Source organism: Curtobacterium sp. SORGH_AS_0776 (genome assembly GCF_031453355.1).
In the GTDB taxonomy this organism is placed as follows: Bacteria; Actinomycetota; Actinomycetes; order Actinomycetales; family Microbacteriaceae; genus Curtobacterium.
On record NZ_JAVIYU010000001.1, the window covers coordinates 3,550,035 to 3,573,083 of the forward strand.

A 23,049-nucleotide genomic window follows, 5' to 3' on the forward strand; every position below is an offset into this window, starting at 1 on the left:
CCATGGCGCCCCCTCGTTCCACCAGTCGTGATCCACCAGGAGCCCCGCATGACCCAGGCCGTCGATTCCGCACCCCGCACCGGGAGCGTCGCGCAGCCCTCCGCCGGCGAGACCCGACTCGTGATCGGGCTGCTGCTCGTCTCGGCGTTCGTCGTGATCCTCAACGAGACGATCATGGGTGTCGCGCTCCCGCGGCTCATGGACGACCTCGACATCAGCGCCGCGACCGGGCAGTGGCTCACCACGGGCTTCCTGCTCACCATGGCGGTCGTCATCCCGATCACCGGGTTCCTGCTGCAGCGCTTCAACACCCGGCCGGTGTTCGTCTGGGCGATGAGCCTGTTCTCGGCCGGCACCCTGATCGCGCTGCTCGCGCCCGGGTTCTCGATGCTGCTGCTCGGGCGCATCGTGCAGGCCAGCGGGACCGCGATCATGATGCCGCTGCTCATGACGACGGTGCTCACGCTCATCGAACCGGCGCACCGCGGCCGCGTGATGGGCAACATCTCGATCGTCATCTCCGTCGCCCCGGCGATCGGCCCGACCATCTCCGGGCTCATCCTCAACGCCTTCTCGTGGCGTTGGCTCTTCGGCTTCGTGCTGCCCATCGCCCTCGCCGCGCTGATCCTCGGCATGGTCAAGGTCCGCAACGTGTCGACGCCCCGCAAGGCCCCGCTCGACGTGCTCTCGGTCGTGCTGTCCGCCTTCGCGTTCGGCGGCATCGTCTACGGCCTCTCGAGCATCGGCGAGGCCGGCACCACCGGGCCGCTCGTGCCGATCGTCTCCCTCGTCGTCGGCGCCCTCGCCCTCGCCCTGTTCGTGTTCCGGCAGACCCGGCTGCAGCGTGGCGACCGCGCCCTGCTCGACCTCCGCACCTTCCAGACGAAGGGCTTCACCGTCCCGATCGTCGCGATGGGCCTGAGCTTCATGGCGATGTTCGGCACGCTGATCCTGCTGCCGATCTACCTCGAGCGGGTCCTCGGGCTCGACGTCCTGAACGTCGGCCTGCTCCTGCTGCCCGGCGGCCTCATCATGGGTCTGCTGTCCCCGATCGTCGGTCGCGTCTACGACCGCCGTGGTCCGCGGGTACTGCTCATCCCGGGCTCGATCATCGTCAGCGCCGTCCTCTGGGCGCTCTCGACCGTCGGCGTCGACACCAGCGTGTGGTTCGTCCTCGGCGCCCACGTCGTCCTGAGCATCGGGCTCGCCCTCACCTTCACGCCGCTGTTCACCGCGGCGCTCGGCGGGCTGCCCCCGAAGCTCTACTCGCACGGCAGCGCGGTCCTCGGCACGGCGCAGCAGCTGGCCGGAGCCGCCGGCACGGCGCTGTTCGTCACGCTCCTCACCATCGGTGCCTCGGGTGCGGCGGCCGGCAGCGGCGCCGCGGGCCTCGCCGAGGCCACGGCCTCCGGCGTGCGGACGGCGTTCCTCGTCGGCGCGGTGATCTCGCTGTTCGGGATCGTGATGTGCTCCCTCGTGCGTCGCCCGGCGACCCCGGACGGTACCCCCGCACCGTCGATGCACTGACGGGAACTGCACGCGCCGGGGTGCGCGTGGCATCGTGGGCGTCATGCGGTCGACGACGAGCGAGCTGAACTGGTCCGGCACGGTCACCTACACGGCCGAACGGGTCCTCCGCCCGTCGTCGATCGACGAGGCCGCCGAGATCGTCGCCCGGTCGCCCCGGGTGCACGGCCTCGGTACCCGGCACTCGTTCAACGACGCGCCGGACGCCCCCGGCGTGCTGCTCGACCTCACCGGGATCCCGACCGACCTCGCAGTCGACGCCGAGCGACGGACGGTCACGATGGGCGCCGGCACCCGCTACGGCGTCGTCGCGCCCGAGATCGACCGCGCCGGGTTCGCGCTGCACAACACGGGGTCGCTCCCCCACATCTCGATCGCCGGCGCCATCGCGACCGGCACGCACGGTTCCGGCACCGCACTCGGGTCGCTGAGCACCGCGGTCCGGTCGTTCGAGGTGCTCGGGCCCGACGGGTCCGCACGGACGATCGACCGCGACGACCCGGCGTTCGACGGCGCCGTGCTCCACCTCGGCCTGCTCGGCGTCCTCACCCGGGTCACGCTCGACGTCCAGCCGAGCTACCGGATGCGCCAGGACACCTACGGACCGATCCCGTGGGACACCTTCACCGCCCACGTCGCCGAGGTCCACGCCGCCGCGACGTCCGTCTGCTCGTACACGGTGTTCGGCGAGACGGTGAGCGAGGTCCTGCTGAAGTCGCGCGTGCCGGACGGCGACGACGACGTGGCCGTCCCGGACGAGCTGTTCGGCGCGCCCCGGCTGCCCGGCTCGCCCGGCGACGGACACCACACCGCCCGGGACGGCTCGGTCGGGCCGTGGTGGGACCGGCTGCCGCACTTCCCGATCGACTCCGTGCCGAGCCACGGCTCCGAGGTGCAGAGCGAGCACTTCGTCCCCCTCCGGCACGCGGGTGCGGCACTCGACGCCGTCCGGACCATGGCCGCCCGCATCCAGCCGCACCTGCACGTCTGCGAGCTCCGCACGATGGCGGCGGACCCGTTCTGGTTGAGCCCGACGCAGGGCGAGGACGTGCTCTGCATCGCGTTCACGTGGCAGAAGCACCCGGCCGAGGTGGCCGCGTTGCTCCCGGACCTCGAGGCGCTCCTCGCACCGTTCGACGGACGACCGCACTGGGGCAAGATGAGCTCCCTCGACGCGGCCGCCATCGCCGGGCTGTACCCGCGGCTGGCCGACTTCCGCGACCTCGTCGCGGCGGCCGACCCGGAGCGGACGTTCGCGTCGTCGTTCGGCGAGCGGGTCCTGGGGACGTGAGCCGCGCCTCCTGGACCATCGTCACGACGCGGACGTGAGCCGAACCCGCGTCACCCGACCGGCGTGACCGTCCTGGACCCTCCGTCCCAGAACCGCACGCCACCGACCACGAGATCGGGGAGCGGGGTCCCGCGGAGCGCCGCGACGGCCGCACCGAGGTCCTCGTCCCGGACCCGTCGCGCGAACGTCAGGTGCGGTGACCACGCCCCCGGCGACGTGGTCTCGATCCCTCCCGGGGACGCCCGGTGCACCGCCTCGTGGAACGCGGCGAGCGCACGGCCGACGACCACCGCGCGGGCGAGCACCGAGCGCCCCGGTCCCGCGGGGAACAGCAGGACGCCACCGAGCCGGAGCCGCGACGGCACCGGCACGTCGAACCCGCTCGGGATCCGGAGGTCGTCGCCGGCGGCCAGCGTGACGTGGGGGCTGTTGGTGTCCGACCGTCCGAGGCTCGGCAGGTCCGCACGGACCAGCGCGTCCCACGCGGCGCGCACGGCGGCGTCCGACGACGGATCGAGGACGAGTTCGAGACTGCGCACGTACCGAGTGAACCAATGAACCGTGTGACAGCGATGTAACACGGCGGAACGGAACTCGCACCGTGCCGGGCGGCCCGTCACACTCGACTGCACGCCGCGGACCACCGCGGACCCCCACAGCACTGCCCACGAGGAGCTCCGACATGTCCGCTGCACCCGCTCTGCCCGAGAAGCCGAAGGGCAAGCGCCCGATCGGCTGGATCATCGCCGCCGCGGTGGTCGTCGTCGCGATCGTCGTCGCCCTCATCGTCGGCGCCGTCCGCTCCGGCGGGTCCGACGACGGCGCTGCCGCCGGTGGTTCGCCGAAGACCGTCACGATCGGTGTCGCGGACAAGTCGCTCTCCTACTGGAGCACCTACACGAAGCTGGCGAAGTCGAAGCTCAACGTGACGGTCAAGCTGACGAACTTCTCCGACTACTCGCTGCCGAACCCGGCGCTCAAGGACAAGCAGCTGGACATCAACCAGTTCCAGCACATCCAGTACCTGGCCGACTACAACGTCACCTCGAACGACGACCTGCAGCCGATCGGCTCGACGGCCGTCTACCCGCTGCCGCTCTACGCGACGAAGTACGACGACGTCGCCGACCTGCCCGAGGGCGCCAAGGTCGCGATCCCGGACGACTCGATCAACCAGGCCCGCGCGCTGCTCATCCTGCAGGCAGCGAAGCTCGTCACGCTCAAGGACGGCGGGTCGGCCTTCTCGACGACCACCGACATCGAGTCGTCGAAGGTCGACGTCCAGCCGCTCAACGCCTCGCAGACGGCGAACGCCCTGCAGCAGGGCTCGGTCGCGGCCGCCGTGGTGAACAACAACTACGCCACCGCCGCCGGCCTGCCGATCTCCGACGCGATCTACCAGGACGACCCCTCGAGCGCGAGCGCGGCACCGTACGTCAACGTCTTCGCCGTGCGCAACGCCGACAAGGACAACACGACCTACCTCGACCTCGCGAAGCTCTTCCAGGACGAGTCCGTGCAGAAGGTCTTCAAGAAGGACCTGCCCGAGGCGGTCAGCCGCGACGAGAGCGCGTCCTCCTTGCAAGAGGAACTCGCGAAGGTCGAGCAGGACGCGAAGGCGGCCAAGCAGTAGTGCCGGTCCTCGTCGAACTCCGCGGCGTCTCGAAGCACTACCGCCGCGCCGACACCGGCGAGACCGTGGTGGCCGTCGAGGACGTCTCCCTGGACGTGCACCAGGGAGAGGTCCTCGGCGTCATCGGGTACTCCGGTGCCGGCAAGTCCACGCTCGTCCGGCTCGTCAACGCACTCGAGCTGCCCTCGTCCGGGTCGGTGACGGTCGCCGGCAACGAGCTCACGGCGCTGCCCGAGCGGGACCGCCGGACGGCACGGCGCAACATCGGGATGATCTTCCAGCAGTTCAACCTCTTCCGGTCCCGCACCATCGCCGGCAACGTCGCGTACCCGCTCAAGGTCGCGGGCGTGCCGAAGGAGGAACGGGACCGCCGGGTCGCCGAGCTGCTCGACTTCGTCGGGCTCCTCGACCGCGCCTACGCCTACCCCGAACAGCTCTCCGGCGGGCAGAAGCAGCGCGTCGGGATCGCCCGGGCGCTCGCGGCGTCGCCCGACCTGCTCCTCGCCGACGAGGCGACCAGCGCGCTCGACCCCGAGACCACGTCCGAGGTCCTCGGGCTCCTCCGCCGGGTGAACAAGGAGCTCGGCGTCACGATCATCGTCATCACGCACGAGATGGACGCCGTCCGACAGATCGCCGACCGCGTCGCCGTCATGGAGCAGGGGCGCGTCGTCGAGGTCGGGGACGTCTACGACGTGTTCGCGAACCCGCAGACCGGCGCGGCCCAGCGCTTCGTCCGGACCGCCCTGCACGACCGGCCCTCGGCGGAGACCGTCGCACGGCTGCGCGAACGGCACCCCGGTCGCCTCGTCACGGTCCAGATCACCGACGAGGCCGGGCTGCAGAACCGCATCGACCAGGTCTTCCGCTCCGCCGGGGTGACCGCCGAGCTCGTCTACGGCGGGGTCGGCGAGATCCGGGAACGCCGGATCGGGTCGCTCACCTACGAGCTGACCGCGGCCGGTCCGTCCGAGATCGACGCGGCCGTCGCGGCCCTCCGTGCCGCGCGCATCACCACCGACGAGGAGGGCGCAGCGTGAACAACTCGTTCCAGAGCGTGATCGACACGTTCGACGTCTTCGTCGCGTCCATCCGCGACACGATCGTGATGTCCCTGGTGTCGCTCGTCATCGCCGGCATCATCGGCCTGGCGCTCGGCCTCGCGCTGTACGCCACCCGCCCGGGCAACCTGCTCGGCAACCGGGCCGCGTACACGATGATCAACGTGGTCGTGAACCTCGTCCGGCCGATCCCGTTCGTGATCTTCCTGGCGGCGATCGCCCCGCTCTCCCGCGTGGTCGTGCAGACCACGATCGGCGTCCCCGCGGTGACCTTCGCGATCTCGCTCGCGGCGTCGTTCGCGGTGTCCCGGATCGTCGAGCAGAACCTGCTGTCCGTGGACCCCGGCGTCGTCGAGGCGGCACGGGCATCGGGAGCGCACCCGCTGTCGATCCTGCTCACGGTCCTCATCCCCGAGGGCCTCGGGCCGCTCATCCTCGGCTACACGTTCATCTACATCGGCATCGTTGACATGACGGCGCAGGGAGCGTTGATCGGTGGCGGTGGGCTCGGCGAGTACGCGATCACGTACGGGTCGCAGCGGTACGACTGGTGGATCGTGTACGTGTCGGTGGCGGCGATCGTCATCATCGTGCAGCTCGGCCAGTTCATCGGCAACCGGCTGGCGCGGGCGACCCTGCGTCGCTGACGCGCGGGCGCGCGGGCGCGGGCGCCCGGCGCGCGCGCCGCGCGGCGCGCGCGCGCCGCGCGGGGCCGAGGTCGCACGAAGTGCCGCCGTCTGCACCGCGCAGCGGCACGTCGTGCGACCTCGGCGTCACGCTGGCGGCATGTCCTGCGACCGCGACGGCCTGGAGGCGCGGTGCCGGTCCACGAGACCGGCACCGCGCCTCCTGTGCGTGCGTCCGTCACCGCGCGGGCCGAGGTCGCACGTCCTGCCGTCCCTGCATCGAGCGCGCGGCAGTTCGTGAGACCTCGGCGACCCACGTGCGGCGTGTTGCGCGACCTCGGCGGGCGCGTCAGGCGGCCGGGGACTCCACGGTGGCGACGGTGCCCGTCGCGCCCGGGTGCTCGTAGTGCGCACGCACCAGGATCGGCCGGTGGTCGGAGATGCCCGCGGGCAGGGTCTCCACGCCGGCGATGTGCAGCCCCACGCTCGTGGCGAAGTCGAAGTGCCCCGTGAACTTGCGGTAGCGCAGGTACGTCGGCTGGTCGGAGAGCGACAGCGCGAACCCGTGCTGCTCGATCTTCCGGCGCAGGTTCGTCTGGAACCAGGGGTAGTTGAAGTCGCCGACCATGATCGCCGGGGCGTCGTTCGAGAGCTCGCGGACGAACTGGTGCGCGGCCTCGATCTGCTTGCGGCGCAGCGAGTTCGTGGCGGTGAGGGGTGAGGCGTGGAAGGACGCCACGATGACCTCGGCGTCGACCTCCTTGTCGCGCAGGTGCATGGCGATCAGGCGCTCGTGCGCGGGCGCGAGGACCCGGTCGTGCAGCGACTTCTGCAGGGAGTGGATGCTGAAGTCCTCGACCTCGAACCGGTCGTCGCGCTTGTAGATCGCGAGGCCGAGCCGGTTCGCCTTGGTCGACGCGGCGAGGGAGAGGCCGGCGATCGAGGGGGCGAGGTCGTTGCTGTCGCACTCCTGCACGCAGATGACGTCCGCCTGGGACGCTTCGGCCAGGGAGGCGAGCTCGCCGTTCGCAGTGTGCTCGCGGAGGTTGTAGCTGACGACGCGCAACCCGGTCGGTTCCACGGCCGTCTCGGCTGTGATCGTCCCCTGCTGCTCTGGCGCGGCCATGCTGCCTTCCTGTTCCGGGCGTTTCCGGTCGCCCTGCCGCGGCAACCGTACTCGGCGTTCGCGGACTGTTGCTGAGACTGTAGCGCGGCCTCGGTTTCGTGCGTGTGACCGCGGGGAAAACGGACGATGCGCGCTCAGGCCCGGACGCGACGGGCGGGGCGGACGGTCTCACCGGCTGTACGGCTCATCAGGACGCCCTCGACGCAGGCGACGACGAGCAGGGCGGCGATGACCCAGAACGCGGCGTCGTACGGACCGGATCCACCGAGGCCCGACGCGGCCCGGATGACCACGGCGCCGACCGCCACACCGAACCCGGCGGCGGTCTGCTGCAGGGTCGACGAGAGCGTGTTCGCCGGGGTCATGTCCGCCTGCTCGACGTCGGCGAACGCGATCGTGTTGTAGGCCGTGAAGCCCACCGACCGCGCCGCACCGCTGACGACGAGGAGCACGGCGAGGAGCCAGAACGGGGTGTCCTCGGTCATGAACACCATCGCGACGACGCTCAGCGCCGCGACCGCGCTCGACACGATGATCACCGGCCGGTACCCGAACCAGCGCAGGAACGGCGTCGTCATGGGCTTGATGCCGAGGTTGCCGACGAAGACCCACAGCACGGCGGACCCGGCGAGCACGGCGCTCCACCCCCACGCGTCCTGGAACAGCAGCGGCAGGACGAACGGCACGGCGGAGACGGCCAGGCGGAACAGGCTGCCGCCGGCGTGCGACACCCGGAAGGTCTCGAGCCGGAACGAGTCGAGCCCCATGATCGGGTGCGGCGCCCGGCGGAAGTGCCAGATCGCCAGCCAGCAGCCGACCGCCCCGACGACGCCGGAGAGCACGACCGCCAGCACGGGCACGCGGTCGAGGGCGAGCAGGGACGCCATGACCACGAGCGACCCGAGGCCGAAGCAGGCGAGCAGCGACCCGAACCAGTCGAACGGCACCCGCTCGGACGCCCGCTCCTGTGGCACGAGGACGAGCGCGGCGACGAACGCGACGACCCCGAGCGGGATGTTGATGAGGAAGATCCAGTGCCACGTGAGGGTGTCGACGAGCACGCCGCCCACGAACGGCGCGATGATCGGCGCGGCGAGGGCCGGCCAGGTCAGGATCGCGATGGCCGTGACGAGCTGCTCGCGTCCGGCGCTCCGCAGGACGACGAGCCGCCCGACGGGGACCATCAGCGCGCCGCCGAGCCCCTGCACGATGCGCCAGATCGTCAGGTCGACGAGCCCGGTGGAGAGGGCGCACAGCCCCGACGCCACGGTGAACAGGACGATCGCGCCGGCGAAGACCGTCCGCGAGCCGATCCGGTCGGTCAACCATCCGCTCACGGGGATGAACACCGCGAGGGTGACCAGGTACGCCGTGATCGCCACGCCGATGGCCGCCGAGTCGACGCCGAGGTCCCGACCCATCGCAGGAGCGGCCGTGGCCAGGATGGTGCCGTCGAGGAGCTCCATGAAGAAGGTCCCTGCGACGAGCACGGCCACCGCGGTGCTCCCCCGTCGTCGTGTCGTCATCGTCGTCGTCATGGCAGGACGAATGCTATGCCCGATCGGTTTCCGAGACGTCCGGGGACGGCGCTGACGGGATGGTGTTCTGCACCGCAGAATGAGGAGGACGAGCGCGTTGCCCCCGACACCCGGCCACCGGGAGCGTGGAGGCACCGCAGACGCACAGGAGGATCGATGACGACCACACCCGGCACGGTCACCACGAAGGGCGCGCCCGACCCGGCAGCACCGGTGCGCCGGCACGTCCTCGAGCACGCGTTCCTGCCGGTGATGACCCTCCGCGAGTCGGCACTGGCGAACAACACCGCCGTCATGCAGGCGTACGTCGAGCGGCACGGTCTGCTCTTCGCGCCGCACATGAAGACGCACATGGCACCGGCACTGGCCGCACGACAGATCGCCGCCGGCGCCTGGGGCGTCACCGTCGCCGCGGTCCAGCAGGCGATGGTCGCGTGGGAGCACGGCATCCACCGGATCGTCGTCGCGAACGAGGTCCTCGACCCCACCGGTCTCGCCTGGCTCGCCTCCCGCCGCGCCGCCGACCCGGAAGCCGACGTCCTCTGCTGGGTCGACTCCCCCGCCGGGGTCGAGGCCGGCCGCGCGGCACAGGACGCGGTCGACGGCGACCTGCACGTGGTCGTCGAGGTCGGGTTCCCCGGCGGTCGCACCGGCGTCCGCACCGCGCAGCAGGCACGGGACCTCGCACAGCTCGCCCACGACCGGGGGCTCTCGCTCCGCGGGGTGGCCGGGTACGAGGGCGGCCTGCCCGACGTGCACGCCGCCCGCGCCTACGTCGAGGGGGTGCTCGCCGTCGCGGCAGCCGTCCGCCCGCTGGTCGAGGCCCCGCGCGCCCTGCTCAGCATGGGCGGCAGCGCCTGGTTCGACGGCGTGGTCGACGCGGTCGCCGCCCGCCCCGACGACCTCGACGTGCTGCTCCGGTCCGGCGCGTCCCTCACCCACGACGACGGCTTCTACGCCGAGCGCACCCCCTTCGGTCGCCACCCCGACGAGGGCTCGCTCCTGGCCGCGATCGAGGTCTGGGGACGCGTCACGTCGTGCCCCGAGCCCGGGCTCGCGCTCGTCGCGGTCGGCAAGCGGGACATCTCCTTCGACGAGGGGCTGCCGGTGGTCCGTTCCGTCCGTTCCGTCCGGCACGTCGGCCCAGGAGGCGCGGCTGGCGTCGTCCCCGTCGCACCCGACCCCGGGGCGGTCACCGTCACCCGCCTCGACGACCAGCACTGCTACCTCGCGCTGGCGGACGGGGCACCCGGGCTCGCGCCCGGCGACGTCGTCGTGTTCGGCATCTCGCACCCGTGCACCGTCTTCGACAAGTGGCGCCAGGTGACCGTCATCGACGACGACGAGACCGTCCTCGACACGATCGCGACGTGGTTCTGATGCGCGCCACGACCCCCGTCGCCCCCTCCACCGAGGACGCTCCGGCACGGAACGCCGCCCTGTCGCTCCGACGCGGGCTGCGGCTGCTCGACCGCATCGCCGACCGCACCCGGAACGGCGAGCCGTCGGTGTCGCTGACCGTGCTCGCCGCGGAGCTCGGCACCTCGAAGTCGACCGTGCTCCGGCTGACCGCCCCGATGCTCGAGAACGACCTGCTGCGCCGCACCCCGGACGCCGGCTTCACCCTCGGGCTCGGGGCGCTGCTGCTCGGGCAGAGCTACCTCGAGGGCATCGACCTCCGCGCCGCCGCAGCGCCGTTCCTCCGGCGGACCGCCGAACGCACGGGTCTCACCTGCCACCTCGTCGTCCCGGACGGCACCGACATCGTCTACGTCGACAAGGTCGAGACGCGCGGCACGGTCCGGATGGGTTCGCGGATCGGCAACCGACTGCCGATGCGGAACACGGCCTCGGGCAAGGCGATGGTGGCGTTCGGCGAGCCGGAGCTGCTCGACCGGGTGCTGGCGGAACCGGCCACGGCGATGACCGAGCACTCCATCGTGGACGACGACCGCTGGCGCGCCGAGATCGACCGGACGCACGGCCGTGGCTACGGCATCGACGACCGCGAGAACGAGCCCGACATCCGCTGCGTCGCCGCGCCCGTGCTCGACCACGCGAACCAGGTCGTCGGCGCGATGAGCATCTCGGGGCTCGCCTCCCGGTTCCCCGCCGCGGCCGTCCGCGAACTCGGCGACGGCGTCGTCCGGACCGCGCTGGAGATCTCGGTCGCGCTCGGCTCCTCCTCCGCCCAGCTCGCCCTGGCGAAGGGCACCCGGTGACCGGCCACGTCCTGACCTTCGGGGAGACGATGCTGCTCCTCACCGGCGGGGACACGGGTGCGGTCCCCGACCTCGAGCACATGCGGGTCGACACCGGCGGAGCCGAGAGCAACGTCGCGATCGGCCTCGTGCGCGCCGGTGTCCCGACGACGTGGATCGGTCGCGTCGGCACCGACCCCGCCGGGGACCGCGTGACGCGCGACGTCCGGAGCGCGGGTGTCGACGTCGTCGCGGTGCCGGACCCGGACCGCTCGACGGGCATCATGATGAAGGAGCGCCTGGCCGACGGACGCACGCGGGTGACCTACCACCGCCGGGGTTCGGCGGGATCGGCGCTGCGGGCGAGCGACCTGCCGGCGAGCGCCGTCGAACGCGCCGCGCTCCTGCACGTCACGGGCATCACCCTCGCCATCTCCGAGGACGCCAGGGCCACGGTCGAGGCCGCGCTCGACCGCGCGGACGCCGCCGAGGTCCCGGTGTCCTTCGACGTGAACCACCGGCCCAAGCTCATCGACGCCGAGACAGCCCGCGCCCGCTACCGGGCCGTCGCCACACGGTCGTCGATCGTGTTCGCCGGCGACGACGAGGCCCGACTCGTGCTCGGGCTCGGCGACGACGAGGGCGACGACGAGACGCTCGCGCACGAGCTCGCCGCCCTCGGCCGGGGTCGTGCCGTCGTCAAGCTCGGCTCCCGGGGCGCGGTGGCGTCGGTGGACGGTGCGTTCCTGCGGCGCCCGGCGACCCCGGTGCGCGTCGTCGACCCCGTCGGTGCCGGTGACGCCTTCGTCGCGGGCTGGCTCGCGGCGACCCTCGGCGGAGCCACGACGGCCGAGGCGCTCGACCGTGCCGCCGACGCCGGTGCGCTCGCCTGCACGGTCGAGAGCGACTGGCGCCGTCCGGACCCGGCCGCGCTGCACGACCCGACCACCCCCACGGACGTCGACCACGCCGTCCACGACCGCGTCGACCGCTGAGGCGAGGAACGAAGACCATGACGAACACCACCAGCACCGACCCGTCCGCCGCTCCCCGCGTCCGGCACCGGCACGCCGCCGGCCCGGCGATCGCGATCCTGCGCGGCGGGACGGGTGAGCACGTCGAGGACGTCGTCGCGACACTGGTCGACGCCGGGGTCCGGGCGATCGAGATCACGACCAACACGCCCCGCTGGCGGGAGGGCATCGCCTGGGCCGTCGAGCGCTACGGCACGGGCGCGTCGATCGGCGTCGGCACGGTCCTCGAACCACGACAGCTCGACGAGGCCGCCGCCGCGGGTGCCGTGTTCGCGGTGAGCCCGCACCTCGACCCGGACATCGGGGAACGGGCGCACGAGCGTGGTCTGGGCTGGTACCCGGGCGCCGCCACCCCGACCGAGATCGTCCGCGCCTGGCAGCTCGGGGCGCGCGCGGTCAAGGTGTTCCCGGCCGCACAGCTCGGCGGACCCGCGTTCCTCAAGCAGGTCCTCGCCCCGCTCGACTTCGTCGACGTCATCCCCACGGGCGGCATCGGCATCGAGGACGCGTCCGAGTACCTGGCGGCCGGCGCCGTCGCCGTCGGCCTGGGTTCGCCGCTCGTCGGTGACGCCCTGACGACCGGCGACCTGGACGGCCTCCGCACCCGCGCCGAGCGACTCGTCGCGGGGCTCGCACGGTGACGTCCGAGGTCCTGCTCACCGGCGGCTCCGTCGTCGACACCGACGGCTCGGCCCACCGGTCGGACGTCCTCGTCCGCGACGGACTGGTCGCCGAGCGAGGCGGTCCGGGCGAACGTCTCCGGGCCGGGGCCGACGCCACGGTGGTCGACTGCACCGGTCGGCTCGTCATGCCCGGGTTCGTCGATGCGCACTCCCACGCCGGGTCGCTCGTGTTCGACGAGCCCGTGCAGCTCGCCCTCCTCCGGCAGGGCGTCACGACGATCGTCACCGGACAGGACGGCGTCGGTCCGGCACCGGGCGACGGCTCCTACGCCGCGCGGTACTTCGCGGCGATCGACGGCCCCCACCCGACGTACCGCGGCGGCGGCATCGCGGGGCTGCTCGCGACGTACGACGGCACGACCGCGCTGAACGTCGCCACCCTCGTGCCGGCCGGCACCGTCCGGCACGAGGTCACGGGCGACGACCCGGCCCCGGCCGACCCCGGTCAGCTCGACGCCATGCGCGCCCTCGTGCGGCAGGGCATGACGGACGGCGCCGTGGGGCTCGCGACCGGCCTCGACTACGTCCCCGGACTCCACGCCGGCACCGCGGAGATCGCCGCCCTCGCCGCCGAGTCCGCGGCCGCCGGCGGCACCTACGTGACCCACATGCGCGGCGGCTACGAGACCAACGCCGGCGCCGGCATCGAGGAGGTCGTCCGGATCGTGCGCGCCGGCGGCGGCCGCGCCCACGTCTCGCACCTCCACGCTCCCGTCGACCTCGCGCTGGCGGAGCTCGCCCACGCCGAGGCCCAGGGCGCCCCGCTGTCGTTCGACGCCTACCCGTACTCGCGCGGCTGCACGATCCTGTCGATGCTGCTCCTGCCCGCGGGCCTGGCCCGGCCGGGCACCGACGACCTCGCCCGGGCGCTCGCAGTGGACGGCGGGCGCGCTGCCGTCCGCGCCGCGGTGCTCGAACGGGTCCTCGGGCGCGCCGACCTCGGACCGGGCTGGGCCGAGCAGATCACGCTGTCGCACGTCCCCGCGCCCGAGTTCCACGCGCTGCAGGGCCGCACCCTCGCCGAGGCCGCCACGGCCACCGGGACGGACGCGGTCGACCTCGCGCTCGACGTCCTGGTCGACTCGGACCTGCAGGTCACGGTCGTGATGCGGGTGCCGCACCCGCGGACGCCCGAGCAGCTGGCGGAGCTGTTCCGGTCCGGCGGCCACACCGGCGGGTCCGACGGCATCTTCGTCGGGACGCACCCGCACCCCCGTGCGTACGGCACCTTCGCGCGGTACCTCGGGGACTACGCACGGCCCGGGCTGCTCACGTGGTGGGAGGTCCAGCAGCACCTGTCGACCCTGCCCGCCGAGCGCTTCGGACTCGGGCACCGCGGCGCCGTCGCGCCCGGGTGGATCGCCGACCTCGTCGTCGTCGACCCCGAGCGCGTCCGAGCCCGATCGACGTACGCCGAGCCGATGCTGCTGGCCGAGGGCGTCGACGACGTCGTCGTCGCGGGCGTCCCGGTGCTCACCGACGGCGTCCTGACGCACGCGACCCCCGGTGCCGGCATCCGCCGGACGACGTGGAGCCGTCCGGGCGGTGCGCGCACCGGGGGTCGATGAGGCTTCGCTCAGCGATCGCGCCGGGCCGGCCGGGTCACTCCGCCGTCGGGAGCACCGCCACGACGTCGATCTCGACGAGGATGTTCGCCAGGTGCGACTGCACCGTGGTGCGAACCGGGTACGGCTGCGAGAAGTGCTTGGCGTACTCCTCGTTGAAGGCGGGGAAGTCGCGGTCGGAGTGCTCGAGGTGGACGGTCGACTTCACGACGTCGTCGAGCGTGGCGCCGTGCTCGGCCAGGACGGCGGCGACGTTCGCGAGCACCTGGGCGGTCTGACCGGCGACGTCGTCGGCGATCTCGCCCGTGGCCGGGTCCTGCGGGCCGAAGCCGGCGGTGTAGAGGAAGCCGTTCGCGACGATCCCCTGGCTGTACGGGCCGGCGGGCTTCGGCGCGTTGTCGGTCACGATGGCGGTCTTGTTCGGCACGGTGCTCCTCGGTGTCGATCGGGGTCGGTCGGACGTCGCCCACGGCACCGACCGCGCCGTCGCGGCCGGAGGACGACGCTCCCAGGCTAGGTGAGCGCCCCGCGCCGGACCCGGCCGTCCGTCGGACTCGTTCCGGTCTGCAGAACGCGAGTCGCGCCTCCCGAGCCGAGCCGTGAGGAACACCCAAGCAATCGCCGTCTACGCTCGTACCGTGCCCTCTGCCATGCCCGAACACCGCGGAGCGCCGCGGTGAGCCGCCTGGACGGGACCCTGACGGAGTCGATCGCGAGCGGACGCCGCCGTGTCCTCGACCTCGCGACCGCCCTGCCGGCGTGGGCCGCCGTGCTCCTGGTGTGGACCGGCGGGCGCATCGTGTCGACGTTCTGGTTGGCGCTCGCGTTCCCGCTCATCGGGCGCGCCCTGCCGGAGAACGCGATCTGGGGCAACGACCACGGCTTCCTCAACTTCCTGACGGCGTGGGACGGGCAGTACTACGAGCAGATCTCGGTGCACGGGTACCCGACGACCCTGCCGCTCGACGCCGCGGGCCACGTCGCGCAGAACGCGTGGGCGTTCCTCCCGGCGTTCCCCTTCACGATCCGGATGCTGACCGCGTCGACCGGTGTCCCGTTCGACGTCGGCGCACCGGCGATCGCACTCCTCGCCGGACTCCTCGCCACCTACCTGCTGCACCGGCTCGTCCGCGACCGTGCGGGGTCGGCGGCGGCCATGTGGGCGGTCTTCTTCTTCACGTGCGGTCCGCTGTCGTTCCTGCTGCAGGTCGGGTACGCCGAGAGCATGTTCCTCGCCCTCGTGTTCGGGGCGCTCCTCGCGCTCGACCGCCGGCGGTACGGGCTCCTCACGGTGCTCGGGGTCGTCGCCGCGTTCACCCGGCCCGGAGCCCTCGCGATCCCGCTCGTCCTCGGGGTCATCGCGCTGGTGCGGTGGATCCGGGCGCGTCGGACCGAGGGGGTCCGGTCGCTCGACGCGTTCCCCGTGGCGGAGCGCGTGCGGGTCGTTGCCGCCGGCATCGTGATGGTGGTCGCCGGGTTCGCGTGGCCGCTCATCGCCGCGCACGTGACCGGGTCACCGAACGCCTACCTCGAGACCGAGATGTCCTGGTGGGTGAACTTCATCGGGCGGGTGGACTTCATGCCGCTCACACCGTGGTTCCTCATCGCCGGCCGGTGGTTGGGCGTGGGCGGGGTCCTCATCGTGGTGTTCCTGCTCGTGTCGTACCCGGTCTGGCTGCTGCGTCGGTCGACCCGGCGCCTCGGGTTCACGACCGTGGTCTTCTCGGCCTCGTACGCGCTCTACGTCTTCGCGGTGTCGTTGCCGATGGCCTCGACGCCCCGGCTCCTGATGCCGCTCGCGCCGCTGTTCGGATCGCCGGAGCTCGTGGCGAAGCCGTGGATGCGGTGGACCCTGGTGGTCTGCGCGGTGCTCGGGCAGCCGGTGCTCGTCGCCGTGCTCTGGCTGCTCGGCCCGCCGTGACCGGACGGACGACGCCCGGTACCCGCGGTGTGCGGGGACCGGGCGCGGTGCCGGGCGTCCGTCTTCGGCGCTAGAGCTCGATCGTGCCGTGGTCGCCGGTGTCCGGCTGACTCTGCTTGCCGATGGCGGCCTTGAGGGTCTGCACGAGGCTGCCGACCGGGCCGGTGTCCTGCGTCCAGTACTCGACCGAGTCGCCCTCGACGGTGAGGAGTCGGATCGAGGGGTCCTCGCGGCCGTCCGGGAACCAGGCCTCGGCGAACGGGGACCACAGCTCGTCGATGACGGAGTCGTCCTGGCTGACCGTCGCGGTCCCGGCGATCGACAGGTACCCGCCCTGCGACTCGATCGCGACGTTGACGTGCGGGTTCCGGGCGATGTCCTCGACCTTCTCGCTCCCGTCCTGCACGAGGAAGCGGAGTGTGCCGTGGAACGCCTTGTCCTGCACGGCGAGCGGCCGTGCGTGGAGCTGGCCGTCCTCGCTCACGGTCGTCAGGAGTGCCGTGTGGGCTCCGTGGACGATGTCCGAGATGGCTGCGCGCTGGTCTGCCTCTGTGTCGGTCATGGTGCTCCTCTCGCGTCGTGCGCCCCGTTGTGCTCGACGTGCGGCCGGCCCTCGGGGCGCTGTCCGTTCCGGCCAGTCTGCCCCTCGACGCTGAGCGCGTCCGGCGGACGGGGCTGCGGGGCCGTGCGGGCGCGGTCACGGGCGGGGTTCGACGTTCCGCACGTCGATCGACGGGTGGGATGTCGGAGCATGCACGAGCATCGGATGCGTGCGCAACGAGCGACACCACGTGAGCGGATCGACTGGCGGAACGTCGGAAACGCGGTGGGACCCGGACGCCCGCCGCGCCTCAGACGGGCTCGCGGATGGTCGTCTCGACGTCGACGACCTGCGGGATCCGCGGCATCGAGGCGAACCCGAACGCCACCGGCGGGTCGAGCGGCGCCAACGACCCGAGCGACTCCCCCGCCCAGGTCCCCCGTACGCCCGTGACGTCGTGTGCCCCGGTCACGCCGTAGTACTCGCGGCGCCCGTTGCCCGCCGACCCCGCGGTCCCCGACCCGGGAGCGACGAGCCGTGCGACCGGGTCGATCGCGGCGAGCCACCGGGGGTCGCGGGCGATCTGCTTGGGGACGATGCGGAGCACCCTCCCGAGCGGGGAGATCGTGCCGACGTCGATGGAGGCCTCGAGGGCACCCGCCGACAGCTCGAGTCCCCTGGCGGTCCGGCGAGCCGAGACGTCGACGACCGAGACCGTGTCGAACCGGTAGGTCCCGGAGACGTACGCGGCCACGATCTCGTCGGGCGCGAGGAGCACCGACGAGCCGTCCGGCAGCTCGAGGAAGACGTCCGTGAAGGCACCGAACGGCGAGCGCTCCCACATGCCGACCACGATGCGGATGCCCGAGGTCGTGCCGACGCCCATGATCCGACCACGGAACCGACGTTCGAGTGCAGCGGGGCGTGACGACATGCCCTGGACCGTACCCGGCGACCCCGTGAGCGGCGCGGACGGGGCGAGCCGCGCCTCCAGGCCCGCCGGACGGACCCGAACGGACCCGATCGACCCGGCCGACCCGGCCGCACCGCCGCGGCCGACCCAGCGCCTACGCGACCGGCACCGGCGCCGCGAGCAGCTCGCGCACCCGCGGCGCGACCTGCGTGCCGTAGAGCTCGATCGACCGCATCATGTCCTCGTGCGGCAGACGCCCCGTCGCGTACCGCATGTCGAACCGCGAGACGCCGAGGATCCGCATGTTCCGCGCGATCTTCCGGGCGACCGTCTCCGGCGACCCGACGTAGAGCGACCCGCCCGCGGACAGCCCGGCACGGTAGCCGGCGACGTCCAGGGGCGGCCAGCCGCGCTCCCGACCGAGCTGGTCGGTGACGGCCTTGTGGTACGGCCAGTAGCGCTCGGCCGCCTCTTCGTCGGTGGCGGCGACGAACCCGGGCGAGTGCATCGCGATCGGCTGCTGCGGCAGGTCGAGCTGCGTGAGCGCCTGGCGGTACAGGCGCGAGAACGGCGCGAACTGCGCGGGCTGTCCGCCGATGATCGCGAGGAACAGCGGCAGACCGTACGACGCCGCACGGATGACGGACTGCGGGGACCCGCCGACGCCGATCCACGTCGGGATGGGACCGTGCTCGAGCTTCGGGTAGACGTCCTGGTCGACGAGCGAGGCGCGCTTCGTGCCGGACCAGGTGACCGCGTCGCCGCCGCGGAGGGCTGCCCAGAGCTGGAGCTTCTCCTCGAAGAGGACCTCGTAGTCGGAGAGCTCGTACCCGAAGAGCGGGAAGGACTCGGTGAAGGACCCGCGGCCGAGGATGACCTCGGCACGGCCGTCGGAGATCGCGTCGACGGTGGCGAAGCGCTCGTACACCCGCACCGGGTCGTCGGACGAGAGCACGGTGACGGCGGACCCGATCCGGATCGAGGAGGTCCGGGCGGCGATCGCGGCGAGGACGACCTCGGGGGCGCTCACGATGAAGTCGGCGCGGTGGTGCTCGCCGACGCCGATGAAGTCGAGGCCGACCTGGTCGGCGAGGACTGCCTGGTCGACGACGTCGCGGATGCTCTGGGCGTCCGACTTGACGGTGCCGTCGGGCAGCTCGGTGACGTCGCCGAACGTGTCGAGGCCGAGCTGCACGGGGCCGATCCGTTCGGGGGCGGGCGGTGGCACGTCCGAGGGGCGGTCGGTGCCGAATGCGTTGCTCATGGTGTCCTGTCCTCCCGACCGCACGTCCATGCATCTGCATGTTCATGCGTTCGCATCAATCTAGCACCCTCGCACCGGATCCGCACCCCCGGCGGAGTACGGTCACGCCCATGCCGCAGATCCCCGACCAGACCGGCCGCCGCATCGTCGTCACCGGCGCGAACAGCGGAACCGGCAAGGAGACCGCCACCCGCCTGGCAGCAGCCGGCGCGTCCGTCGTCCTCGCCGTCCGCACCATCGCGAAGGGCGACCAGGCCGCAGCCGACATCCGTGCCGCGCACCCCGGCGCCGACGTCGAGGTGCGGGAGCTCGACCTCGCCGACCTCGCGAGCGTCCGACGGTTCGCCGCGGGCATCGCTGCGGACGACCGGACGCTCGACGTCCTCGTCAACAACGCCGGGGTGATGGCGCCACCGAAGCGGTTCGAGACGGTCGACGGCTTCGAGCTGCAGTTCGGCACGAACTTCCTCGGCCCGTTCGCCCTGACGAACCTGCTGCTCCCGACGCTGCTGCGCTCGCCAGACGCCCGGGTCGCCACGATGTCGAGCCTCGCGGCGATCCCCGGCCGGATCCGCTTCGACGACCTGCAGTGGGAGCGCGGCTACAACGGCTGGCGGGCGTACGCGCAGTCGAAGCTCGCCGACCTGCTGCTGGCGCTGCACCTGCACCGGCTGTCGGTCGAGCTCGACTGGCCGCTCGTGAGCACCGCCGCGCACCCCGGCTACACCCGGACGAACCTGCAGTCGGCGGGGCGGTCGCTCGGTCGGTCGAAGCCCGTCCGGTCCTCGAACCGCGCGCTGCCCTTCACGCAGGACGTCGAGCAGGGCTCCGAGCCGCTGCTGTACGCCGCGGTCGGGCCGAACGCGGTCGGCGGGGCGTACTACGGACCGTCGGGGCCGTTCGGGCTCGTCGGGCCGACCACGACCGTGTCGATCCCCGGTTCGGCACGGAAGGCCGACCTGGCGCGTTCCCTCTGGGCGGTCGCCGAGGACCTCACCGGGACCACCCCGCCCGCCTGAGTCGCCCGGTCGGTCGGACGGTCCAGGAGGCGCGGCTCGTCCCCGCCCGTCCGCCGTCAGAACCGCACGTGGTCGCGTTCGAACGCGGCCGTCACCGCCGCAGCGATGGCCCGCTGTCCGCGCACGGTCGGGTGCACGTCGTCGGACTGCATCCACGTCGGGTGCCCCCGCAGCGGCTCGCCGATGTCGACGTAGGTGCCGCCCTCGCGGGCGAGGGCGTGCCGGAGCGCCCCCGAGATGGACGCGAGCTGCGCGGGCGGGGCGTCCTGGTTCCAGATGGCACTGAGGCCGATGAGCCGCGCGTGCGGCAGCCGACGGTGCACCTCGTCGACGACCTGGTCGGTGGCGCTCCGGACCTCGGCGGTGTCGAGTCCGAGGTCGTTCGAGCTCGCCTGCACGAGGACGACCTCGGGTCTGAGGTCGACCGCGCGCCCGACGATGGTCGCGTAGTCGCTCGCGCAGTCGTCGTCGTCGCCGAGGGCAGCCACACCGGCACCGTCGCACGACAGGTTCGTGAGCGACCAGCCCTGGGCGTCCGCGACGATGGCCGGCCACGCCTCGGCGGTGGTGAGGCCGTGCCCGCCGCTGATCGAGTCGCCGACGACCACCACGCCGACACCCGCGGCGTCGTCCCAGGGGCGGGCCGTCGCCGTCGGGTGGGGCGTCGCGTCGGCAGCGGCCGGCGGGTTCGAGGCGCACGCCCCGAGGGAGACGGCCACGACGACCGCCGTGAGGACGGCGAGCACGCTCCGGGTTGCGGTGGTCACGAACGGTGAAGGTACGCGCTCCGGCCATGCCCGGCCGCGGGTGCGCGCTGCGGGTGCGCTCAGGCGCGGTGCGGCGCGGTGCAGCGCGGTTCGGCTCGGCGAGGACCGCGCTCAGGCGCGGTGCAGCTCGACCGAACCGTCCAACCGGCCCGGTTCGGTCAGCCGCGCGTGCTGCAGGACGGTACGTCCGGGGGCGACCGCCGCGGCGACGATCGACAGCGTCGCGAAGTGCCCGTCCGACTCGTGCGCGTCCCGGAGGATCGCGTCCGGGTCGTCCGCCGGCAGCGACGCCGACCCCGCGAGCAGTCCGAACCAGCCGCCCCACCCGTCGCCGGCGTCGGCACCGGCGTCGGCCGCCCGCAGCTCGTCGAAGGGGCCGAGCACCGGCGGGCCGACCGGAGCGTCGACGGCACGGAAGGCGTCGAGCCACCGCCCGATGCGCGGCGCCGCGGGGTCGTCCGGTTCGCCGTGCGTGACCATGTGCACACCGGGGCCGAGCGCGGTCGTCCGGACCTCGGTGCCGTCCCACGTCGTGACCTCGGCGCCGTCGGCCGTCGCCCGCACGAGGTTGAACGCGCGCGTCGTGGGCAGGGTGCCGTCGTGGCCCGGGAGCGCCCCGGTGACCGCGTCGAGCGGGACGACCCCGCGGGTGGTCCACGTGCCGTCGTCGCTCGGAACCGGTTCGCCCCGGTTGAGCACGACCGCGAGCCCGGCACCGTCCGACGCCGCGAGCCACGCCCCGCCCGCCGAACGGTCGCGGACGCCGCGGATCGACGGGTCGCGCTCGGGCCACCAGGCTGCCGGCGGGTCCCACGGCCGCTCCGGCGACTCGTCGCGCATGGCGAGCATCGTGACGGGCCACTCGGACCCGGGGTCGACGCGGACGACGACGGTGCACATGGGATCGATCCTCGCACGACGTGCCGGGTAGCGTGACCGGTGTGAACGCAGCAGCAGAGCGCCGTCTGACCGTCGTCGTCGGGATCACCGGGGGCATCGCCGCGTACAAGGCCGTCGGCGTGGTGCGCGACCTCGTCAAGCGGGGACACGACGTGCACGTCGTCCCGACCGAGGGCGCGCTCCGCTTCGTCGGGCTGCCGACCCTCGAGGCGCTCAGCCGCAACCCCGTCACCACGAGCGTGTTCGAGGACGTCGCCGAGGTGCGCCACGTCTCGCTCGGACGCCGGGCGGACCTCGTGGTCGTCGCCCCCGCCACCGCGGACGCGCTCGCCCGGATGACCGCGGGGCTCGCCGGGGACCTGCTCGGCACGACGCTGCTCGCGACCGAGGCGCCCGTCGTCGTTGCTCCCGCGATGCACCCGCAGATGTGGGAGCACCCGGCGACCCGGGCGAACGTCCGGACCCTGCGGGAGCGCGGCGTCTGGTTCGTCGGCCCCGTGGTCGGGGCCCTGACGGGCGACGACGCGGGGATCGGCCGGATGGCGGAGCCCGAGGACATCGTCGCCGGCGCCCTGGCGGTGCTGGACGACCCGGCACCGGCCGGCCCGACCGGCGCGGACCACCCGACGGAGCCGGGTCGCGGCGACGGGGACGACCCGGGCCTCCCGACCGACACCGCCCTCCCGCCGACCGGAGCCGCCGCCGAGAAGGCGGGGACCACCGGCGCCCGCGGTGAGCTCGGCGACCTCGCCGGCGTCCGCGTCGTCGTGAGCGCCGGCGGCACGCGCGAGCCCTTCGACCCGGTCCGGTTCGTCGGCAACCGTTCGAGCGGTCGTCAGGGCGTCGCGATCGCCGCCGACGCGGCCCGACGCGGCGCGGCCGTGACGCTCGTGAGCGCGAACGTGGACGCGTCGCTGACCGACGGACTCGACGCGACCGTCGTGCCGGTGGGATCCGCCCTGGAGCTCGCCGACGCCGTCCACGCCGCAGCAGCCGATGCCGACGTCGTCGTGATGACCGCGGCCGTGGCCGACTACCGGCCCGCCGAGGTGCGAGCCGACAAGCTCAAGAAGGAGGCGCAGGGCGACACCATGACGCTGGAGCTGGTGCGGAACCCCGACGTCCTCGCCGACCTCGTCGCGTCCCGCCGGACCGGCCAGATCATCGTCGGCTTCGCGGCGGAGACCGAACCCGACCGTGCCGCGCGCATCGAGCTCGGCCGCGCCAAGATCGCCCGCAAGCCGGCGGACATGCTCGTCGTGAACCACGTCGGCTGGTCCGCGGGGTTCGAGCGCGAGGAGAACGCCGTCGAGGTGCTCGTCCCCGGCGGCGAGGTGGTCCGCGAGGCCTCCGGCAGCAAGGCCGACGTCGCGACGGTCGTCCTCGACCTCGTCGCGACCGCACTGACCTGAGCTGAGCTGAGCCGACCTGAGGACTCT

The 23,049-nt window shown here is 73.0% G+C and carries 22 protein-coding genes; 13 read left to right on the top strand and 9 right to left on the bottom strand.

Features of this window, described 5'->3' with window-relative positions; all coding sequences use genetic code 11:
* Positions 1-48: 48 nt before the first annotated feature.
* Both QE359_RS17295 and QE359_RS17300 read left to right on the top strand, forming a co-directional pair.
* The gene (locus QE359_RS17295) at positions 49-1,527 is read left to right on the top strand and encodes an MDR family MFS transporter (RefSeq protein ID WP_309780084.1); all 1,479 of its coding nucleotides are present in this window, start codon (positions 49-51) and stop codon (positions 1,525-1,527) included.
* Between the two features lie 43 nt (positions 1,528-1,570).
* Entirely contained in the window at positions 1,571-2,818 is a 1,248-nt protein-coding gene (locus tag QE359_RS17300; RefSeq protein WP_309780085.1) for a D-arabinono-1,4-lactone oxidase, read from the top strand.
* 50 nt (positions 2,819-2,868) lie between these two features.
* On the opposite strand, the gene QE359_RS17305 is transcribed toward QE359_RS17300, so the two are convergent.
* Entirely contained in the window at positions 2,869-3,357 is a 489-nt protein-coding gene (locus tag QE359_RS17305) for a 2'-5' RNA ligase family protein (RefSeq protein WP_309780086.1), read from the bottom strand.
* Positions 3,358-3,500: 143 nt separating this feature from the next.
* Between QE359_RS17305 and QE359_RS17310 the strand changes: the two genes are divergently transcribed.
* The 3 genes from QE359_RS17310 to QE359_RS17320 are packed head-to-tail and all read left to right on the top strand — an operon-like array spanning position 3,501 to position 6,159.
* Positions 3,501-4,451, top strand: coding sequence for a MetQ/NlpA family ABC transporter substrate-binding protein (locus QE359_RS17310; RefSeq protein ID WP_309780087.1), 951 nt, complete (start codon positions 3,501-3,503; stop codon positions 4,449-4,451).
* Positions 4,451-5,491, top strand: coding sequence for a methionine ABC transporter ATP-binding protein (locus QE359_RS17315; RefSeq protein ID WP_071302673.1), 1,041 nt, complete (start codon positions 4,451-4,453; stop codon positions 5,489-5,491). The genes QE359_RS17310 and QE359_RS17315 overlap by 1 nt, the downstream gene beginning before the upstream one ends.
* Positions 5,488-6,159, top strand: coding sequence for a methionine ABC transporter permease (locus tag QE359_RS17320; protein WP_309780088.1), 672 nt, complete (start codon positions 5,488-5,490; stop codon positions 6,157-6,159). The genes QE359_RS17315 and QE359_RS17320 overlap by 4 nt, the downstream gene beginning before the upstream one ends.
* Before the next feature lie 328 nt (positions 6,160-6,487).
* Here the strand turns inward: QE359_RS17320 and QE359_RS17325 are convergent, their stop codons facing one another.
* Together QE359_RS17325 and QE359_RS17330 are read right to left on the bottom strand one after the other, a co-directional pair.
* On the bottom strand, positions 6,488-7,264 hold the full coding sequence (locus QE359_RS17325; RefSeq protein WP_083403156.1) for an endonuclease/exonuclease/phosphatase family protein: 777 nt from the start codon (positions 7,262-7,264) through the stop codon (positions 6,488-6,490).
* A 134-nt stretch (positions 7,265-7,398) separates the two neighbouring features.
* Entirely contained in the window at positions 7,399-8,802 is a 1,404-nt protein-coding gene (locus QE359_RS17330) for an MFS transporter (RefSeq protein ID WP_309780089.1), read from the bottom strand.
* A 156-nt stretch (positions 8,803-8,958) separates the two neighbouring features.
* Between QE359_RS17330 and QE359_RS17335 the strand changes: the two genes are divergently transcribed.
* The 5 genes from QE359_RS17335 to QE359_RS17355 are packed head-to-tail and all read left to right on the top strand — an operon-like array spanning position 8,959 to position 14,288.
* Positions 8,959-10,182, top strand: a complete 1,224-nt coding sequence (locus tag QE359_RS17335) for an alanine racemase (RefSeq protein WP_309780090.1) — start codon at positions 8,959-8,961, stop codon at positions 10,180-10,182.
* Complete coding sequence (locus QE359_RS17340; RefSeq protein WP_071294560.1) at positions 10,182-11,024, top strand: IclR family transcriptional regulator; 843 nt, start codon at positions 10,182-10,184, stop codon at positions 11,022-11,024. Before QE359_RS17335 ends, QE359_RS17340 begins: the two co-directional genes overlap by 1 nt.
* Entirely contained in the window at positions 11,021-11,998 is a 978-nt protein-coding gene (locus QE359_RS17345) for a sugar kinase (RefSeq protein WP_309780092.1), read from the top strand. The genes QE359_RS17340 and QE359_RS17345 overlap by 4 nt, the downstream gene beginning before the upstream one ends.
* A gap of 17 nt (positions 11,999-12,015) precedes the next feature.
* Positions 12,016-12,678 (top strand): bifunctional 4-hydroxy-2-oxoglutarate aldolase/2-dehydro-3-deoxy-phosphogluconate aldolase, encoded by a 663-nt coding sequence (locus QE359_RS17350; protein ID WP_309780093.1) that lies wholly within the window; start codon positions 12,016-12,018, stop codon positions 12,676-12,678.
* Positions 12,675-14,288 carry an amidohydrolase family protein gene (locus QE359_RS17355; protein WP_309780094.1) on the top strand — a complete coding sequence of 538 codons (1,614 nt, stop codon included), beginning with the start codon at positions 12,675-12,677 and terminating at the stop codon, positions 14,286-14,288. The genes QE359_RS17350 and QE359_RS17355 overlap by 4 nt, the downstream gene beginning before the upstream one ends.
* Before the next feature lie 34 nt (positions 14,289-14,322).
* Here the strand turns inward: QE359_RS17355 and QE359_RS17360 are convergent, their stop codons facing one another.
* Positions 14,323-14,712 carry a RidA family protein gene (locus QE359_RS17360; RefSeq protein WP_070418297.1) on the bottom strand — a complete coding sequence of 130 codons (390 nt, stop codon included), beginning with the start codon at positions 14,710-14,712 and terminating at the stop codon, positions 14,323-14,325.
* Between the two features lie 249 nt (positions 14,713-14,961).
* Between QE359_RS17360 and QE359_RS17365 the strand changes: the two genes are divergently transcribed.
* Complete coding sequence (locus QE359_RS17365) at positions 14,962-16,206, top strand: hypothetical protein (protein WP_309780096.1); 1,245 nt, start codon at positions 14,962-14,964, stop codon at positions 16,204-16,206.
* A gap of 70 nt (positions 16,207-16,276) precedes the next feature.
* Here the strand turns inward: QE359_RS17365 and QE359_RS17370 are convergent, their stop codons facing one another.
* From QE359_RS17370 to QE359_RS17380, 3 genes are all read right to left on the bottom strand, one after another.
* Positions 16,277-16,768, bottom strand: coding sequence for a pyridoxamine 5'-phosphate oxidase family protein (locus tag QE359_RS17370; RefSeq protein WP_070418296.1), 492 nt, complete (start codon positions 16,766-16,768; stop codon positions 16,277-16,279).
* A gap of 289 nt (positions 16,769-17,057) precedes the next feature.
* On the bottom strand, positions 17,058-17,681 hold the full coding sequence (locus tag QE359_RS17375) for a hypothetical protein (protein ID WP_070418295.1): 624 nt from the start codon (positions 17,679-17,681) through the stop codon (positions 17,058-17,060).
* Between the two features lie 133 nt (positions 17,682-17,814).
* On the bottom strand, positions 17,815-18,924 hold the full coding sequence (locus tag QE359_RS17380) for an LLM class flavin-dependent oxidoreductase (protein ID WP_309780097.1): 1,110 nt from the start codon (positions 18,922-18,924) through the stop codon (positions 17,815-17,817).
* 110 nt (positions 18,925-19,034) lie between these two features.
* Between QE359_RS17380 and QE359_RS17385 the strand changes: the two genes are divergently transcribed.
* Positions 19,035-19,943, top strand: a complete 909-nt coding sequence (locus QE359_RS17385; RefSeq protein ID WP_309780098.1) for an SDR family oxidoreductase — start codon at positions 19,035-19,037, stop codon at positions 19,941-19,943.
* Positions 19,944-19,999: 56 nt separating this feature from the next.
* On the opposite strand, the gene QE359_RS17390 is transcribed toward QE359_RS17385, so the two are convergent.
* Positions 20,000-20,710, bottom strand: a complete 711-nt coding sequence (locus QE359_RS17390) for an SGNH/GDSL hydrolase family protein (RefSeq protein ID WP_309780099.1) — start codon at positions 20,708-20,710, stop codon at positions 20,000-20,002.
* 111 nt (positions 20,711-20,821) lie between these two features.
* On the bottom strand, positions 20,822-21,610 hold the full coding sequence (locus tag QE359_RS17395) for an NRDE family protein (protein ID WP_309780100.1): 789 nt from the start codon (positions 21,608-21,610) through the stop codon (positions 20,822-20,824).
* Positions 21,611-21,675: 65 nt separating this feature from the next.
* On the opposite strand from QE359_RS17395, the gene QE359_RS17400 reads away from it, so the two are divergent.
* Positions 21,676-23,022, top strand: coding sequence for a bifunctional phosphopantothenoylcysteine decarboxylase/phosphopantothenate synthase (locus QE359_RS17400; RefSeq protein WP_309780460.1), 1,347 nt, complete (start codon positions 21,676-21,678; stop codon positions 23,020-23,022).
* Positions 23,023-23,049 lie beyond the last annotated feature (27 nt).